Raw genomic sequence first — 13,724 nt, forward strand, 5'->3', positions numbered from 1 at the left:
TGAATGATTGATGTCGATGATCTGATCAGTCTGGTCCGCACGTACAATCCGAAAACCAACGAAGATTTGCTGCGGGCCGCCTATGACTATGGCGGCCTTATGCATGAAGGGCAGACCCGCCATTCGGGTGAGCCCTATTTCACGCATCCGGTTGAAGTCGCTGCGCTGCTGACCGAGCAGCGTCTGGATGATGCGACGATCATCACGGCACTTCTCCACGATACGGTGGAGGACACCAAGTCGACTTTCGCCGAGATCGAGCGGATGTTCGGGGCCGAGATTGCAGAGCTTGTCGATGGCGTCACCAAGCTGACCAACCTGCAATTGTCCAGCAATGAGACCAAGCAGGCCGAGAACTTCCGCAAGCTGTTTATGGCGATGTCGAAAGACCTTCGGGTCATTCTTGTCAAGCTGGCCGACCGCCTTCACAACATGCGCACGATCAAACACATGCGTCCGGAAAAACAGGTTCAGAAGTCACGCGAGACGATGGACATATATGCACCGCTCGCGGGTCGCATGGGGATGCACTGGATGCGGGAGGAGTTGGAAGACCTGTCGTTTCGCGTTCTGAAACCGGATGCGCGGGCCTCGATCATTCGCCGCTTCATTACGCTGCAGCGGGAAACCGGCGACGTCGTGCCGAAGATCACGGATGATATCCGGTCGGAGCTTGATCGCTCGGGGATCGACGGCGACGTATCGGGCCGGGCGAAGAAGCCCTACTCCATCTGGCGCAAGATGGAAGAGAAGAGCCAGGGGTTCTCCCGTCTTTCCGATATTTATGGGTTCCGCGTCATTACTGCGACAGAGGACGATTGCTACCGCGTTCTGGGGGCAATCCACAGACGGTGGCGGTCAGTGCCAGGTCGCTTCAAGGACTATATCAGTCAACCCAAGACCAACGGTTATCGATCCATACATACCACTGTATCGGGGCGTGACGGCAAGCGGGTCGAGGTGCAAATCCGAACCCGCCAAATGCACGAGGTCGCGGAGGCTGGCGTTGCGGCTCACTGGTCCTACCGGGACGGGGAGCGCGTAGAAAACCCGTTCGCCGTGGATCCGACAACCTGGATTGCAAGTCTGACGGAGCGGTTCGATCAGGCCGAAGACCACGATGATTTTCTGGAAACCGTGAAGCTCGAGATGTATTCGGATCAGGTGTTCTGCTTCACGCCGAAGGGCGAGGTTGTGAAGCTGCCGCGGGGGGCGACACCGCTGGATTTTGCCTACGCCATTCACACGCGGATCGGCCATTCTTGTGTCGGCGCGAAGGTGGATGCACTGCGGGTGCCACTCTGGACGCGGCTGCGCAACGGTCAATCTGTCGAGATCATCACCGCCGAGGGTCAAAAACCTCAACCCACATGGATCGACATCGCGGTGACAGGGCGTGCCAAATCGGCCATCCGCAAATCGCTGCGCGAAGAGCATCGGGACCGCTTTATTAAGTTGGGGCAGGAACTGGTGCGGGTCGCGTTTGAGCATGTGGGTAAAAAGGCGACCGATAAAGCGCTGAGAACGGCGGCAAAAGAACTCAGCCTGCAGAACACCTTGCAACTGCTGGAGCTCGTTGGGTCTACCGAAATTTCCGCCCGCGAGGTTGTCAACGCCATATATCCGGAACTCGCCGAGAAGACGGGCGGCCCAAAGGTGGATGCCAACCGGGCAGTGGTTGGTCTGCCGGAGGATGTCGGTGTCAAACGGGCGGCCTGCTGTCAGCCTGTGCCGGGGGAGCGGATCGTTGGGATCAAGCACAAGGGCGACGGTGTCTTCGTTCATGCGATCGCATGTGATGCCTTGGTCGAACTTGAAGAAGAGACAGATCGCTGGATTGATCTACATTGGCATGCAGGACAGCATGGCGCGGAAAATCCCGTGTCACTGAATATAACGATTGGTAATGATTTCGGTGTACTGGGACGTATCTGCACATTGATCGGGGAACAAAAGGCAAATATCTCCGATTTACACTTCATTGACAGAAAGCCGGACTATTTTCGCCTTTTGGTTGATGTGGATGTGCGTGACGCGGAACATCTGCACGCCGTCATGACGGCGATCGAGGCGGATACGGATGTCGCATCACTTGAGCGGCATCGCGATATGAGCCGCAAACCGTAACCCGCGCGACTTTCGGGCCGCGCATGTGAACAGGATGAGTACCTTGGTGTTCAAGCGCCGCACGCCAAAAAGCTGGGCCCTCTGGGCCCTGCACCTCTTCTGGCCGCAAGGCGGGTGGGCGCGCGCATTTTACTACGTAAAACACCGGGTACGGCGTCTGCCCGACAGTCCCCGCAAGATATCTCGCGGGATTTTCGCGGGCGTCTTTACGACGTTCACACCGTTTTACGGAATTCATTTTGTGATCGCAGCGGTCCTTGCAACCGTCATGCGGGGAAATATTGTCGCCTCGCTGATGGCGACCTTTTTCGGCAATCCGCTGACCTATCTGCCTATCGGGATCATCTCGCTGAAGACTGGCCATTTCATTCTCGGAACGAAGTTTCAGGATGATATGAATCTTGCCTATCAATTCACGGGCGCCGCCCGGGAACTGAAAGACAATTTCTATGCCATCTTTACCGACGACGTCGCGGATTGGGCGCGTCTCGGGCGGTTTTATGACGAAGTTTTCTTCCCTTACATGATCGGCGGTATTATCCCCGGACTGATTGCCGCGACGATCTGTTACTATCTCAGTGTTCCACTGATTACGGTCTACCAAAACCGTAGGCGGGGGCGGCTTAAAGCAAAGTTCGATGAAATACGCGCCAAGCAACTCGCAAAGAAAGCCAAAGACACCGCGCCGATTGAATAGAGAAGCGGAACGACGCATTCCATAGCGTTGCGGCTTCGTGCCGGAATGATATGTCTAGGGAAGTGATGTGCAGTTGGGGTGTTCGTAATGTCAGAAAAGCTGAGACTTGGGGTCAATATCGACCATGTTGCGACCGTTCGGAACGCCCGCGGTGGTGCCGTTCCTGATCCTGTGAGAGCTGCGAAACTGGCGGAGGATGCTGGCGCGGACGGGATCACGGCGCACTTGCGTGAAGACCGCCGACATATCACAGACGGCGATATTGAAGCGTTGACGGACACGCTGACCGTTCCCCTCAACTTTGAGATGGCCGCCACCGACGAGATGCAGGCAATTGCGTTGCGCCATAAACCGCATGCCGTTTGTCTTGTGCCGGAACGGCGTGAAGAGCGGACAACAGAAGGTGGACTGGAGGTTGCACGCGAAGAAAACAGACTTGCGCACTTCATCGCCCCTTTGCGGGACGCTGGATGTAGGGTGTCAATTTTCATTGCTGCAGATCGTCGGCAGATAGAAGCAGCAGCACGCATCGGCGCGGAAGTCGTCGAATTGCATACGGGTGCTTACTGTGATGCCCATGCCGAAGAACGGTTTGATGAGCGGGACACGGAGCTTGAGCGGCTTCGTGAGATGTCCGCGTTTGCGCACGGATTGGGCCTGGAGGTGCATGCAGGCCATGGTCTGACCTACGATACAGTCCCGCCAGTCGCGGCATTCCCCGAAGTGCGCGAACTCAACATCGGTCATTTCCTGATCGGAGAGGCTATTTTCCGGGGCCTGACACCCGCGATTGCTGAAATGCGCCGTCTGATGGATGAGGCGCGGGCGTGAAAGGCCTGATCTTTTTCGTCATGGTTGCGTTCTGCCCATTGTCCGTGGCCGCGATGGATATCGCGCGCTGCGATACGCGTATGCAGGTCACTAACGTTGCTGAGCCTTGGGACAAGTTCACGCGGACTTACGCGAATGGAGATGTGCGCCTTGTGGTGATCGATACGATTGAACCTGCTGCCGGGTCGGTTTATCTCGTGGTTCTTTCCCCGCCTCGTGACACGCTCGGTCGACGTCAATGTCGCCGCATATCGCCGGTTGAAACGCTGGGGTTTGGTGGCCTTAACCTTGACCGGGTACATTCCGATTATGATCCCGCTGTCGGTCTGACCGTAACAATGCCCGCCCAGACATTTGATGGGTTCGAGTTTCTTGATCGACAGCTGAGTGTTGTGATCAATCAGGCGACTGGCGATATCACGGCGTCCCTCGAATGATACTGGGGGTCGGCACGGATCTTGCAAACATCGAACGTATCTCCGACACGCTTGATCGGTTCGGGGATCGGTTCCGCAATCGGGTGTTCACGGAGACAGAGCAGCGCAAAGCCGAGCGCCGCAAAGACGTGGCTGGCACCTACGCCAAGCGATGGGCCGCAAAGGAAGCGTGCTCCAAGGCGTTGGGCACGGGATTGCGCATGGGGATATCATGGAAGGATATGGCGGTGAGCAATCTGGAAACCGGCCAACCGGTCATGAAGGTCACTGGTTGGGCGGCTGAACGGCTTGCCGATATGACACCGGCCGGACACGAAGCTGTTATCCATGTCACGCTCACGGATGATCACCCTTGGGCACAAGCATTTGTTGTGATCGAGGCTCGGCCAGAGGTTGCCGCTTCGGGTTGACTCGCGCCCGGGCAGTCCGCACATAGCGCGGGATATTGCACACAAGGCGGGACGCATGGCGAGCACAGCAAAAAAGTCGGAAGGCATTGGCGAGACAATCAAAACGGTCGTCTATGCCCTGCTGATCGCGGGCATCTTCCGGACCTTGTTCTTTCAGCCGTTCTGGATCCCCTCGGGATCTATGAAAGACACGCTGCTGGTCGGCGATTTCCTCTTCGTCAACAAGATGGCGTATGGCTATTCACAATACTCCTGCCCCTTCGGTATCTGTCCGATCTCCGGACGGATTTTGGGCAGCGAGCCAGAACGTGGAGATGTCGTTGTGTTCCGTCATCCCGTCAACGGTCAGGACTATATCAAGCGATTGGTTGGACTGCCGGGTGATACGGTTCAGGTCAGAAATGGCGTGCTGTTTCTGAACGGTCAGCGGCAGGACCAGACACCCGATGGCCAATTCGTAGAAACCTACGAACCGCAAGGGTCCGTGGGTGGATTGCCAAATTGCGCTGAACCCGTACCTTTGGGCGGTGAATGCGTAAAGGAGCGCGCCATCGAACAGTTGGAGGGGGGGACCAGCCACGCTGTTCTCAACATCCGCGATGGATTTGGGCCAGACAACACGCCGATCTATACCGTGCCTGAAGAGAGCTACTTCTTCATGGGCGACAACCGGGACAATTCCGTCGACTCTCGCTTTCCGCAGTCGGGCGGCGGGGTTGGATTTGTTCCCTTTGAAAATCTATTGGGTCGTGCAGACCGCGTGATCTTCTCGTCTGCGGGCGGGCGGATGCTGTACTTTTGGACATGGCGGGCCGACAGATTTTTCAAGGCGATCTGAATGAGATCGCGCGTATGAAAATCAGCGCTGATGTTCACGCGTTCTGCGCGCGTCTTGGATATGAGTTTTCCGACAGCGAACTTGTCACACGCGCTCTGACACATGGGTCAATTTCGTCCTCGACCCGTCCGGACAACCAGCGCCTGGAATTCCTTGGCGATCGGGTTCTGGGTTTGGTGATGGCCGAAGCCCTGCTGGCGGATGATAAAGCTGCGGCTGAGGGCGTGCTGGCACCACGGTTCAATGCGCTTGTGCGGAAAGAGACCTGCGCGGATGTCGCACGGCAGATTGATCTTGGTTCTGTTTTGCGGCTGGGGAAATCAGAGATGCTGTCCGGCGGGCGCAGGAAAGAGGCGCTGCTGGGCGATGGGATGGAGGCCGTTATAGCTGCAGTCTATCTCGATGGGGGATTTGAGGCGGCAAGACAGACAATACTGAGGCTTTGGGGAAAACGCATTGCTGACGTTGAGGTCGATGCGCGCGATCCAAAGACTGCGCTGCAGGAATATGTTCAAGCCCGCGGTGAGGCTCCGCCAAGCTACGATGTGGTTCAGCGAGATGGACCGGACCATGCTCCGAAATTTCGGGTCCGTGTTACAATTGCGTCCGGACAGTCCGAGGAAGCTGTTGCATCTGCGAAACGGCAGGCCGAACAGGCCGCCGCGAAAGCACTTTTGGAGATTCTCGAAGATGGATGACACACGCGCGGGTTTCGTCGCTCTGATTGGCGAGCCGAATGCAGGGAAGTCGACGCTACTCAACCGCATGGTCGGCGCTAAGGTCTCTATTGTGACCCACAAGGTGCAGACCACGCGAGCGCGTATTCGCGGCGTCGCGATGGAAGGGCAGTCCCAGCTTGTCTTTGTCGACACACCGGGACTTTTCAAACCGCGCAGGCGGTTGGACCGTGCCATGGTCGCAGCTGCTTGGACCGGTGCCTCCGATGCGGATATCGTTGTTTTGATGGTTGAGGCTCACCGTGGGATAACCGGTGGGGTTAGCGCAATTCTGGATGGATTGGGCGAACGCGTCGGTAAAGCAAAAGTGGCGCTGGCGATTAACAAGATTGACAGGGTGAAGTCGGATGTCCTGCTTGGACTGACTGAAGATCTGAACCAGCGGTTCTCATTTGCGAAGACGTTCATGATATCGGCCGAGAAAGGTCATGGTGTGCAGGATCTGCGAGAGTGGCTTGCGGAAGAGGTTCCAGCCGGGCCGTGGCTCTATCCGGAAGATCAGATCGCAGATTTACCTCTGCGTATGATTGCAGCCGAGATGACGCGAGAGAAACTGACGCTGCGCCTGCATCAGGAATTGCCTTATCAGTTAACCGTCGAGACAGAGAATTGGGAAGAGCGCAAAGACGGTTCCGCCAAGATCGATCAGATCATTTACGTGATGCGGGACGGCCATAAGGGCATCGTCTTGGGCAACAAGGGCGAGACAATCAAAGCGGTGTCCAAGGCAGCGCGGGAAGAACTGGCAGAGTTCCTTGACCGGACCGTACACCTTTTCCTTCAAGTGAAGGTACGGCCCAATTGGCTGGAGGAAAGCGAGCGGTACTCCGAAATGGGGCTCGACTTCCGCGATGGGAATGCATGACGAAGCTCACCTCTGACTTCTGGGTAAGCGCATATCTCGCGCGACTGCGGCTCTCTGATATTCCCGCCTTCGTCGTCGCGAAGGGAGACACCACGGCCGGGGCCGTTTTGATCAAGTTGAACACTTTGGATGGCAAGGCTGTTGCGTATCAAAGGTCATTCGATCTCAACACGGGCGAGCGGGCTTGGATCGTCTTGGCCAACGGTCCTGAGGCCATTGTTGACGATTCTCTCACACGGCAGCGCAGCTTTGATCCGGACGTCTGGGTGATCGAGGTAGAAGACAAAGCAGGGCGCCATCTGTTGGATGAACCGGGGCTGGTCTGATGGAGTGGAGGTCGGAAGGAGTTCTGCTCGCCGTGCGTCGCCACGGAGAGAACGCGGCGATTATCGAGGTATTTACACCCGATCATGGACGACACGCCGGGATCGTCAGGGGCGGTACGTCCCGCAAACTGGCGCCAGTGATGCAACCAGGTGCCCAGTTGCATGTCAGTTGGCGCGCGCGCCTTGAGGATCATTTGGGCACCTTCACGATCGAACCGTTGAAATCGCGTGCCGCGCAAGTGATGGATGATCGAAAAGCCTTGGCTGGGTTGAACGCACTCTGCGGTTTGCTGAGCTTTGCCCTGGCTGAACGTGATCCGCACCCTGATCTCTATGATCGGACGATCGCTCTTTTTGATCTGCTTGGTGCAAATCCCCATTGGCCACTCGCCTACTTGCAATGGGAGTTGGCGCTTCTTGAGGATATGGGGTTTGGCCTGGATCTGTCGAGTTGTGCGGTCAGCGGCACCACCCAAGAACTGACCTTCGTTTCGCCTAAATCCGGCCGCGCGGTGTCGAGCTCGGCAGCGGGGGAGTGGGCGGATCGCCTGTTGCCTCTGCCTGCTTGCTTGCGGGGCGTTGGTGATGGGTCGCTCGATGAGATGAGCGAAGGCTTGCGTACAACTGGATATTTCTTGAAAAACTGGATGGCGCCACAACTGGGCAACAAGCCCTTGCCACCCGCACGTCAGCGATTGGTTGATTTCTTCACCTGACGGCTTCGAACACGATGGTCGCGCCGTCTTCATTGCTGAGGATCATGCTATCGCCGGACACTTCACTGAGTGTCATCGCTGCAAGCGCTCTTAGGTAGGTGTTTTCCGCCGCCAGGTTTTCACACGACCGTCTGGTCGATACGATCGCCTCTGCCTTAAACCATGGGTAAGGCACTGTCTGCGTGGCGGAGTATTGGTTGCAGGGACCTTGCCCACGAATCTTACCCGGCTCCGGAAAGCTGATCGTGGCTGAGGCTGCGAACGCCTGCTCGTCAATTTCGGTGACGGCCCAAATGGTGTCAGCTGCGCCATAGGCCGTCAGGGTTTCATCCCCCTGGCAGGCATTCAAAACGGCGAGAAGCATGACAAATCTGATCATGATGCGAGGGTAGCAGCCCCTCGCATTAAGGTGAACTATCCAAGCACGCGTCGGGCGATCACTTGCGCTTGAATCTCCGCGGCACCCTCGAAGATGTTCAGGATGCGCGCATCGCACAGAACGCGACTGATCTTGTATTCCAGCGCGAAGCCATTCCCACCGTGAATTTGCAGACCATTGTCCGCACAGGCCCAGGCCACCCGTGCGCCCAGAAGCTTGGCCATGCCTGCTTCCAGATCACAGCGTCGGTCGTTGTCTTTCTCGTAGGCAGAGAAATAGGTCAATTGGCGCGCGATCATGATCTCCACCGCCATCATCGCGAGTTTGCCGGAGACTCGTGGAAACTCGATCAGAGCCTTGCCGAATTGCTTGCGGTCTTGCGCGTATTGCATCGCGATATCCAGCGCGGATTGCGCAACTCCAATGGCGCGGGCGGCTGTCTGAATGCGAGCGGATTCAAATGTCTGCATCAACTGCTTGAAGCCTTGCCCTTCGGCGCCGCCGAGCAGATTTTCGCCCTTCACATGGAAGTTGTCGAACCCCAGCTCGTATTCCTTCATACCGCGGTATCCTAGAACTTCGATTTCGCCGCCTGTCATATTCTCCGTTGGAAACGGGTTCTCGTCGGTTCCGGGTGTCTTTTCTGCAAGGAACATGGACAGCCCCTTGTAATCAGACGTCTCCGGGTCTGTCCGCGCCAAGAGCGTCATAACCTGCGTGCGCGTCGCGTGGGTGATCCATGTCTTGTTGCCGGTGACCTTGTAATCGTCACCGTCTTTCACAGCCCGTGTGCGCAGACTACCCAAGTCAGAGCCTGTGTTCGGCTCTGTAAAGACCGCTGTCGGAAGCGTTTCAGCGCTCGCGAGTTGCGGAAGCCACTTCTGCTTCTGCTCCTCCGTGCCGCCGCACAGGATAAGTTCGGCTGCGATCTCAGACCGGGTGCCCAAAGAGCCGACGCCGATATAGCCACGCGAAAGTTCTTCCGACACCACACACATGGAGGTCTTGGACATGCCAAAGCCACCATATTCCTCTGGGATCGTCAGGCCGAAAACGCCCAGCTCAGCCATCTCGTTGATGATCTCCATCGGGATCAACTCGTCTTTCAGATGCCAGTCATGTGCATGGGGCTCTACACGATCGACGCTGAACCTGCGGAACTGTTCCCGGATCATTTCAAGTTCTTCGTCGAGGCCCGATGCGCCTACGGTGATATTGGCAGACTGTTCTTGCATCAGTTCGACAAGCCGCGTGCGGGCCTGCTGTGTATTGCCGTTTTGGGTCAACGCCATAACGTCATCAGTCATCAATGCGCGCTGATCATCCTGGCTTAGACCGATGTCTTGCAGGCGGAGGATTTCACCCTGTGACATCGGGATTCCGCCGTAGATCTGCCAGAGGTATTCGCCGAACGCGATCTGGTGCAGGAGTTGTTCTGTCTCACCGAAGCGACCGGTCGACTGTAACCCTTCGGCCCATTTCTGCATCTGTCCGAGGGCTTCGGTATATGTCGCAAGCCAAGCTAGGCCGTGTGCCGCTGTCTGGTTCTGCTCGATGAGCGCGCCGGAGACACGACCGTCGTGGCTGACTACGTCGCGAACCTTGGTCTTTGCGGTCTCGAGTATGGTCTGCACGGCTCCGACCGCGACTGCTGTTTTTGTCAGAAGGTCGGCGAGAATGGGTGAGCTGTCAGCCTGCAGGGGCATGTCTTGTCCGTCGTGCGCCATCGTTCGAATCCTCTTTCAAAGCTTGGCTTTGGAATAAATCTTTCGCACTTGCAGCGCAATTATAATTCACATGAATGAAGCTAAATGAACTTTTATGTCGCAGCGGAAGATTGCATTTTTCGGACAAAGTGAGAACACTTTTAATCGACAATTAGGTTTCATGGAATCGTATCTAGTGTTGTCGTACGGTGCCGTTGTTGGTGCTGTATGCGTTATGTTTATCGGTGGTTTCCTCAAAGGCGCGACCGGTTTCGGAATGCCCATGATCGTGGTATCGGGCATGTCATTTCTTACTGACCCGAAGATGATTGTCGCGTCCTTGGTTCTTCCGCTTCTTGTGACAAATCTGATCCAGATCGCTCGTGGGGGCCTCAGAACAGCGCTGAGCGTGCTGCGGGAGCATTGGCGCTATATCCTGCTGGTCTGCATTGGCGTTATCGTCTCGTCTCAGTTCATCATGTATGTGGAAAGCCGCATGATGTACCTGCTGCTTGGCGGCCCGATCGTTGCTTTATCCTTTGTGCAACTGTTGGGCGTGAGATGCCAGATTTCGGATCAAAGCAGTAAGGGCTTTGAAACCGTCGCAAGCTTGACTTCAGGCGTGCTGGGTGGGCTGGCCGGGTCATGGGGCCCGCCGACGGTCCTGTACCTCTTGGCGGTCAACACACCGAAGGCAAAGCAAATGATCGTTCAGGGCGTGATCTACGGCTGTGGGTCCGTCGTTTTGCTCGTCGGTCACCTACAATCCGGCCTGTTGACTGAGAAAACCTTGGGTCTTTCGGCCTTCTTCGTCATTCCCGCAATTCTTGGCATGGCGTTTGGTTTCCGATTTGGTGACCGGATGAACCATGAAATCTATCGCAAAACGACGCTTGCATTGCTTTTGCTGATTGGGGCCAACCTTGTAGGGCGTGGCGCGACATTCTAAGTGTCGCGCCTGCCAAATCTGTCAGCCGATGGCTGCGTCGCGCACATCATCATCGATGTGTGGCACATATTGCTCAAAGTTATCGGCGAACATCGTCACCAATTTCTTGGCCTGCGCGTCATAGGCCGAAACGTCGTCCCACGTACGACGCGGATCAAGCAGGATGTCAGCGACGCCTTGAACCGACACCGGAACCTCGAACCCGAAATTTGGATCCTTACGGAATTCACCGGCAGCAAGTGATCCATCCAAAGCAGCCGTCAGCAGCGCGCGCGTTGCCCGAATTGGCATACGTGAGCCAGTGCCATAAGCACCGCCCGTCCAGCCAGTGTTCACAAGCCAGCATGCGGACCCATGCTTTGCAATTTTTTGCTGCAGCAGTTTTCCATAGACCTCTGGCCGACGCGGCATGAAAGGCGCGCCAAAGCAGGTCGAGAATGTGGGCTCCGGCTCGGTCACACCCCGTTCTGTTCCTGCCACTTTGGAGGTGAAGCCAGACAGAAAGTGGTACATTGCCTGTGCAGGCGTCAATCGCGAGATCGGAGGAAGCACACCAAAGGCATCACAGGTCAGCATGATGATATTCTTCGGATGTCCGCCCAAAGCGGTATCAGACGCATTCGAGATGTAATGCATCGGATACGCACAGCGCATGTTTGCGGTCAGGCTGTCGTCTTTGAAATCCAGTTCCTTTGTCTCAGGATCGAACACCATGTTTTCGATGACCGTTCCAAATTTCTTTGTCGTCGCGTAAATCTCGGGCTCGGCTTCTGCACTCAGATTGATCGTCTTTGCATAGCAACCACCTTCGAAGTTGAACGTGCCGCGGTCCGACCAACCATGCTCATCGTCTCCGATCAACGTGCGGGCAGGATCCGCGCTGAGTGTTGTTTTCCCCGTCCCGGACAGACCAAAGAAAACCGCAGCATCGGCTGGGTTCCCCGTCGCATGGTTGGCGGAGCAGTGCATCGGCATGATGCCTTTCGCGGGCAGAAGGTAGTTCAAAAGGGTGAAAACGGATTTCTTGTTTTCGCCCGCATAAGCCGTCCCGCCGATCAGTACGATCTTCTCATCGAGGTTCAGTGCAATAACAGTCTCAGAGCGGCAGCCGTGCTTCTCCGGGTTCGCCTGAAATGTCGGGCAATTGATGATTGTGAAGTCCTGAACAAAGCTCTCAAGCTCATTGGCTTCAGGGCGCCGCAGCAGGTGCCGGATAAACAGGCCATGCCAAGCAAGTTCTGTAATCACACGCACATCCAGGCGATTTGCTGGATCGGCGCCACCGAAGAGATCCTGCACAAAATAATCACGCCCCTTCATATGTGACAACATATCTGCATGCAGTTGCGAAAATGCATCAGGGGTCATGGGGGCATTATTTTCCCACCAAATCGTATCTTCAGTACTATCGGATCGCACAACAAACTTGTCTTTTGGGGAGCGACCCGTGTGCTTGCCAGTATTTACAAGGAACGTGCCGCCTTCGCCCAGCGTGCCCTCATCCCTCTTCAGCGCCTCTTCGACGAGTGCTGGCTCCAGATAGTTATAGAAGACGGCCCCCAAGCCTTCAATTCCTTGATGTTGAAGTGTATTTTTTGGGTTCACGCGTCCCGTGGTCATCTTAAATGCTCCAAGTCTTGCGGTCTCGAGGGCTAAAAAACGAAGTCGCGCAGTTTTAATGCCGCGACGAATATCAGCTACGGATATCTAAGCCATTTATACCACGGTGCAGCGCGCATGAAACTAGGCACATCGCCTGAGTTAGCGTTATCATTCCGGAAATCTGCGCGAAATTAGGCAAACGTTAGGACGAAAAAGAGCTAAGTAAGGCAACCCGAGCGTCGATTCGCCATAATTTCGTTGATTCGGTTTTTTACACGCCGAAAAGTGGTTAAAAAAACGTTATGGGCAGGATAAAGGAACTCCAATGTCGAAAATTGCTTTAGTCGATGACGACAGAAATATTTTGACGTCTGTACAGATGACGCTCGAGGCCGAGGGATTTGAGGTGGAAACCTACAATGACGGCCAAAGCGCGCTGGATGCTTTCACTCGAAAAATGCCGGATATGGCCGTTCTTGATATCAAGATGCCCCGGATGGACGGTATGGATCTCTTGCAGCGCCTGCGCCAGAAGTCCGAAGTGCCCGTCATTTTTCTGACATCTAAAGACGACGAGATTGACGAAGTGCTTGGCCTGCGCATGGGGGCTGACGACTACGTACGCAAACCGTTTTCCCAACGTCTGCTTGTCGAACGCATCCGCGCTATTCTGCGTCGTAAGGAAGCCGTTGCAAAAGATGACGCCGGCGAAGGCGAAGTTGCGCAGGTGATGACGCGCGGCGATCTGATCATGGATCCGCTCCGTCATACCGTCACTTGGAAAGGTAACGACGTCTCGCTGACTGTCACAGAGTTCCTTCTGCTGCAGGCTTTGGCCCAACGCCCGGGTTTCGTAAAGAGCCGTGACCAACTGATGGACGTCGCTTACGACGATCAGGTCTACGTTGATGACCGTACGATCGACAGCCACATCAAACGGCTGCGGAAGAAGATGCGGACTGCAGATGACAACTTTTCCGCGATTGAGACGCTGTACGGGATCGGATACAGGTATAACGAAGAATAAAAACATCTTCGTTAGAGAGCGGTCGTGGCACAAGATTTGGCGTCAGATGGACGTTTGGATGATGAACACAACTTGGT

General features: G+C 55.8%; 15 protein-coding genes. 12 read left to right on the forward strand and 3 right to left on the reverse strand.

The genetic code is table 11. The features are described from left to right. Positions 1–3: 3 nt before the first annotated feature. The 10 genes from KIN_RS17245 (at position 4) to recO (ending at position 7,984) form a co-directional block, all read left to right on the forward strand. Positions 4–2,127, forward strand: coding sequence for a RelA/SpoT family protein (locus KIN_RS17245; RefSeq protein WP_159809398.1), 2,124 nt, complete (start codon positions 4–6; stop codon positions 2,125–2,127). A gap of 43 nt (positions 2,128–2,170) precedes the next feature. Beyond that, a complete protein-coding gene (locus KIN_RS17250; protein WP_243144974.1) occupies positions 2,171–2,824 on the forward strand; it encodes a DUF2062 domain-containing protein in 654 nt (217 codons plus the stop codon). An 87-nt stretch (positions 2,825–2,911) separates the two neighbouring features. Beyond that, entirely contained in the window at positions 2,912–3,655 is a 744-nt protein-coding gene (locus KIN_RS17255; protein ID WP_159809402.1) for a pyridoxine 5'-phosphate synthase, read from the forward strand. Then, positions 3,652–4,092 (forward strand): hypothetical protein, encoded by a 441-nt coding sequence (locus KIN_RS17260; protein WP_159809404.1) that lies wholly within the window; start codon positions 3,652–3,654, stop codon positions 4,090–4,092. Before KIN_RS17255 ends, KIN_RS17260 begins: the two co-directional genes overlap by 4 nt. Then, positions 4,089–4,502 (forward strand): holo-ACP synthase, encoded by a 414-nt coding sequence (gene acpS, locus KIN_RS17265; protein ID WP_159809406.1) that lies wholly within the window; start codon positions 4,089–4,091, stop codon positions 4,500–4,502. The genes KIN_RS17260 and acpS overlap by 4 nt, the downstream gene beginning before the upstream one ends. A gap of 55 nt (positions 4,503–4,557) precedes the next feature. After that, on the forward strand, positions 4,558–5,340 hold the full coding sequence (gene lepB, locus KIN_RS17270; protein WP_159809408.1) for a signal peptidase I: 783 nt from the start codon (positions 4,558–4,560) through the stop codon (positions 5,338–5,340). Between the two features lie 14 nt (positions 5,341–5,354). Further along, positions 5,355–6,038 carry a ribonuclease III gene (rnc, locus tag KIN_RS17275; protein WP_159809410.1) on the forward strand — a complete coding sequence of 228 codons (684 nt, stop codon included), beginning with the start codon at positions 5,355–5,357 and terminating at the stop codon, positions 6,036–6,038. Next, a complete protein-coding gene (gene era / locus KIN_RS17280; RefSeq protein ID WP_159809411.1) occupies positions 6,031–6,942 on the forward strand; it encodes a GTPase Era in 912 nt (303 codons plus the stop codon). The genes rnc and era overlap by 8 nt, the downstream gene beginning before the upstream one ends. After that, positions 6,939–7,268 carry a DUF1491 family protein gene (locus KIN_RS17285; protein WP_159809413.1) on the forward strand — a complete coding sequence of 110 codons (330 nt, stop codon included), beginning with the start codon at positions 6,939–6,941 and terminating at the stop codon, positions 7,266–7,268. Before era ends, KIN_RS17285 begins: the two co-directional genes overlap by 4 nt. Next, positions 7,268–7,984, forward strand: a complete 717-nt coding sequence (gene recO, locus KIN_RS17290; protein WP_159809415.1) for a DNA repair protein RecO — start codon at positions 7,268–7,270, stop codon at positions 7,982–7,984. Before KIN_RS17285 ends, recO begins: the two co-directional genes overlap by 1 nt. Here the strand turns inward: recO and KIN_RS17295 are convergent. Together KIN_RS17295 and KIN_RS17300 are read right to left on the reverse strand one after the other, a co-directional pair. After that, on the reverse strand, positions 7,977–8,363 hold the full coding sequence (locus tag KIN_RS17295) for an META domain-containing protein (RefSeq protein ID WP_159809417.1): 387 nt from the start codon (positions 8,361–8,363) through the stop codon (positions 7,977–7,979). The two genes, recO and KIN_RS17295, sit on opposite strands and share 8 nt — an antisense overlap. A gap of 35 nt (positions 8,364–8,398) precedes the next feature. Beyond that, complete coding sequence (locus tag KIN_RS17300) at positions 8,399–10,090, reverse strand: acyl-CoA dehydrogenase family protein (protein ID WP_159809419.1); 1,692 nt, start codon at positions 10,088–10,090, stop codon at positions 8,399–8,401. Between the two features lie 160 nt (positions 10,091–10,250). On the opposite strand from KIN_RS17300, the gene KIN_RS17305 reads away from it, so the two are divergent. Continuing rightward, positions 10,251–11,018: a sulfite exporter TauE/SafE family protein gene (locus tag KIN_RS17305; protein WP_159809421.1), complete on the forward strand. Its 768-nt coding sequence runs from the start codon at positions 10,251–10,253 to the stop codon at positions 11,016–11,018. 21 nt (positions 11,019–11,039) lie between these two features. Here KIN_RS17305 and KIN_RS17310 read toward each other — a convergent pair whose 3' ends face one another. After that, positions 11,040–12,638, reverse strand: coding sequence for a phosphoenolpyruvate carboxykinase (locus tag KIN_RS17310; protein WP_159809423.1), 1,599 nt, complete (start codon positions 12,636–12,638; stop codon positions 11,040–11,042). A gap of 307 nt (positions 12,639–12,945) precedes the next feature. Between KIN_RS17310 and KIN_RS17315 the strand changes: the two genes are divergently transcribed. Next, positions 12,946–13,647, forward strand: coding sequence for a response regulator transcription factor (locus tag KIN_RS17315; RefSeq protein ID WP_159809425.1), 702 nt, complete (start codon positions 12,946–12,948; stop codon positions 13,645–13,647). Positions 13,648–13,724 lie beyond the last annotated feature (77 nt).

Origin of the sequence: Litoreibacter roseus (assembly GCF_009811795.1) — a bacterium.
Lineage (GTDB): Bacteria > Pseudomonadota > Alphaproteobacteria > Rhodobacterales > Rhodobacteraceae > Litoreibacter > Litoreibacter roseus.

What these genes read in the sequence shown, in the direction of transcription:
- KIN_RS17285 (WP_159809413.1), top strand. Translation starts at nt 6,939, where the DNA reads ATGACGAAGCTCACCTCTGACTTCTGGGTAAGCGCATATCTCGCGCGA.
- era (WP_159809411.1), top strand. Translation starts at nt 6,031, where the DNA reads ATGGATGACACACGCGCGGGTTTCGTCGCTCTGATTGGCGAGCCGAAT.
- acpS (WP_159809406.1), top strand. Translation starts at nt 4,089, where the DNA reads ATGATACTGGGGGTCGGCACGGATCTTGCAAACATCGAACGTATCTCC.
- KIN_RS17315 (WP_159809425.1), top strand. Translation starts at nt 12,946, where the DNA reads ATGTCGAAAATTGCTTTAGTCGATGACGACAGAAATATTTTGACGTCT.
- KIN_RS17305 (WP_159809421.1), top strand. Translation starts at nt 10,251, where the DNA reads ATGGAATCGTATCTAGTGTTGTCGTACGGTGCCGTTGTTGGTGCTGTA.
- lepB (WP_159809408.1), top strand. Translation starts at nt 4,558, where the DNA reads ATGGCGAGCACAGCAAAAAAGTCGGAAGGCATTGGCGAGACAATCAAA.
- KIN_RS17245 (WP_159809398.1), top strand. Translation starts at nt 4, where the DNA reads ATGATTGATGTCGATGATCTGATCAGTCTGGTCCGCACGTACAATCCG.
- KIN_RS17310 (WP_159809423.1), bottom strand. Translation starts at nt 12,638, where the DNA reads ATGACCACGGGACGCGTGAACCCAAAAAATACACTTCAACATCAAGGA.
- KIN_RS17255 (WP_159809402.1), top strand. Translation starts at nt 2,912, where the DNA reads ATGTCAGAAAAGCTGAGACTTGGGGTCAATATCGACCATGTTGCGACC.
- rnc (WP_159809410.1), top strand. Translation starts at nt 5,355, where the DNA reads ATGAAAATCAGCGCTGATGTTCACGCGTTCTGCGCGCGTCTTGGATAT.
- recO (WP_159809415.1), top strand. Translation starts at nt 7,268, where the DNA reads ATGGAGTGGAGGTCGGAAGGAGTTCTGCTCGCCGTGCGTCGCCACGGA.
- KIN_RS17295 (WP_159809417.1), bottom strand. Translation starts at nt 8,363, where the DNA reads ATGATCAGATTTGTCATGCTTCTCGCCGTTTTGAATGCCTGCCAGGGG.
- KIN_RS17300 (WP_159809419.1), bottom strand. Translation starts at nt 10,090, where the DNA reads ATGGCGCACGACGGACAAGACATGCCCCTGCAGGCTGACAGCTCACCC.